The sequence below is a fragment of the Desulforamulus profundi genome, from assembly GCF_002607855.1.
In genome coordinates, this window is sequence record NZ_AWQQ01000075.1 from 1 (window position 1) to 1,362 (window position 1,362).

Here is a 1,362-nt window from a genome sequence, read left to right on the forward strand (position 1 = left end):
AGAGGATTTAAGACTGTTGAATCTTATCACAAATACCAAGTAGTCGGGTCGCTGGAGTCTTTCATCTCTAACCGGAAGAATGACTTCGTTGACCGGGTTTGCCACAGTTCCTTAGACGWAAGGACYAAGAYAGAYTTACTTTACATCAATAAACACGGGAAATGGTTTAATGACTCAATAAAAATCCCGGTGTTTGGTGATAAAGGCAAGAAAGTAAAGGGTGAGTACAGGGAGATAAGCCCGGAAGTTATTAGACTAGCCCGCAARATATTYAAGCACATTCTTTCTAAACACCGTAAGCCTACGATGGGGCGTATAAATATGGCTTTAGACCAAAAGGTTGCGGTAATTAAAACTAGGAACAATAACGGTGCCAAGAAGTTTGACTATTGGGTTCGGTTATCTACTCTGAATAAAGGCAAGCCGGTTTACATTCCTGTGCAGTCTAACGAATATTTTGAGAGTGTTCCTGGCCAGTTAAAGAATTTCTGTCAGTTTAACTTAACAGATATTGGCGAGATTACAGTGTCCTTTATTAAAGATAMGTCTAAACCTGACAGTTACATTCCCTTAACCCCTAAAATAGCCTTAGACTTAGGCCTAAAGAACATCTTTACCACCAACAAAGGTGATATCTTTGGCCGCAAATTCTACGAAACACTTTCAAAATACGATAAGATTATCACTAACCTGGCCCGCAACCSGCAGAAGCAAGGGCTAAAGGTAAGAAGCCCTCGTTATGATAGGTTGGTGGCGAAACTTCGGGCCTACCTCAAAAATGARATATGCAGGATTATCAATCGCATCATTAAGCTCTATTCCCCAAAGGAAATTGTAGTAGAAAAACTTAACTTTCAAAACCCCAACCTATCCCGCAGGTTAAACCGACTTCTCTCCCGGTTTGGCAAGGCAGTTATAACCGCTAAACTTGATGCGGCAGCAGAAGAATATGGTATCAAAGYAACCTATGTTAACCCTGCCTAYACCTCGCAGGCCTGTAACTCCTGCGGGTATGTAGATAAAGCTAATYGCAGTTCGCAGGCGGAATTCACCTGCCGGTACTGTGGTTATAAAAGCCATGCGGACGTAAATGGAGCCAGAAATATCTGTGTCAGAAGTTCTGACGAGATTGGYTCYGTTTACAAGAGTAAAAAGTTGGTCCTCCGGATACTGGTGGAGCGATTCACCGGTAGGCTGGAGCGAGAMMCATGCCGCTGTAGTACGGCTAAGGACTTAATTCTAAGAAATCCTTATTTTAAGGATTATTGGGATAAGTTCAAAGAAGTTTCGTAGAATTCTGKAATTTCATACTATTTCAATTTAAGAAAAATAAATGTTTCACGTGAAACATGGTGGTACGGA

General features: G+C 41.5%; 1 protein-coding gene. It reads left to right on the plus strand.

Annotated elements, in window-relative coordinates:
• Positions 1–177 precede the first annotated feature (177 nt).
• A complete protein-coding gene (locus tag P378_RS12215; RefSeq protein WP_274378717.1) occupies positions 178–1,293 on the plus strand; it encodes an RNA-guided endonuclease InsQ/TnpB family protein in 1,116 nt (371 codons plus the stop codon).
• Positions 1,294–1,362 lie beyond the last annotated feature (69 nt).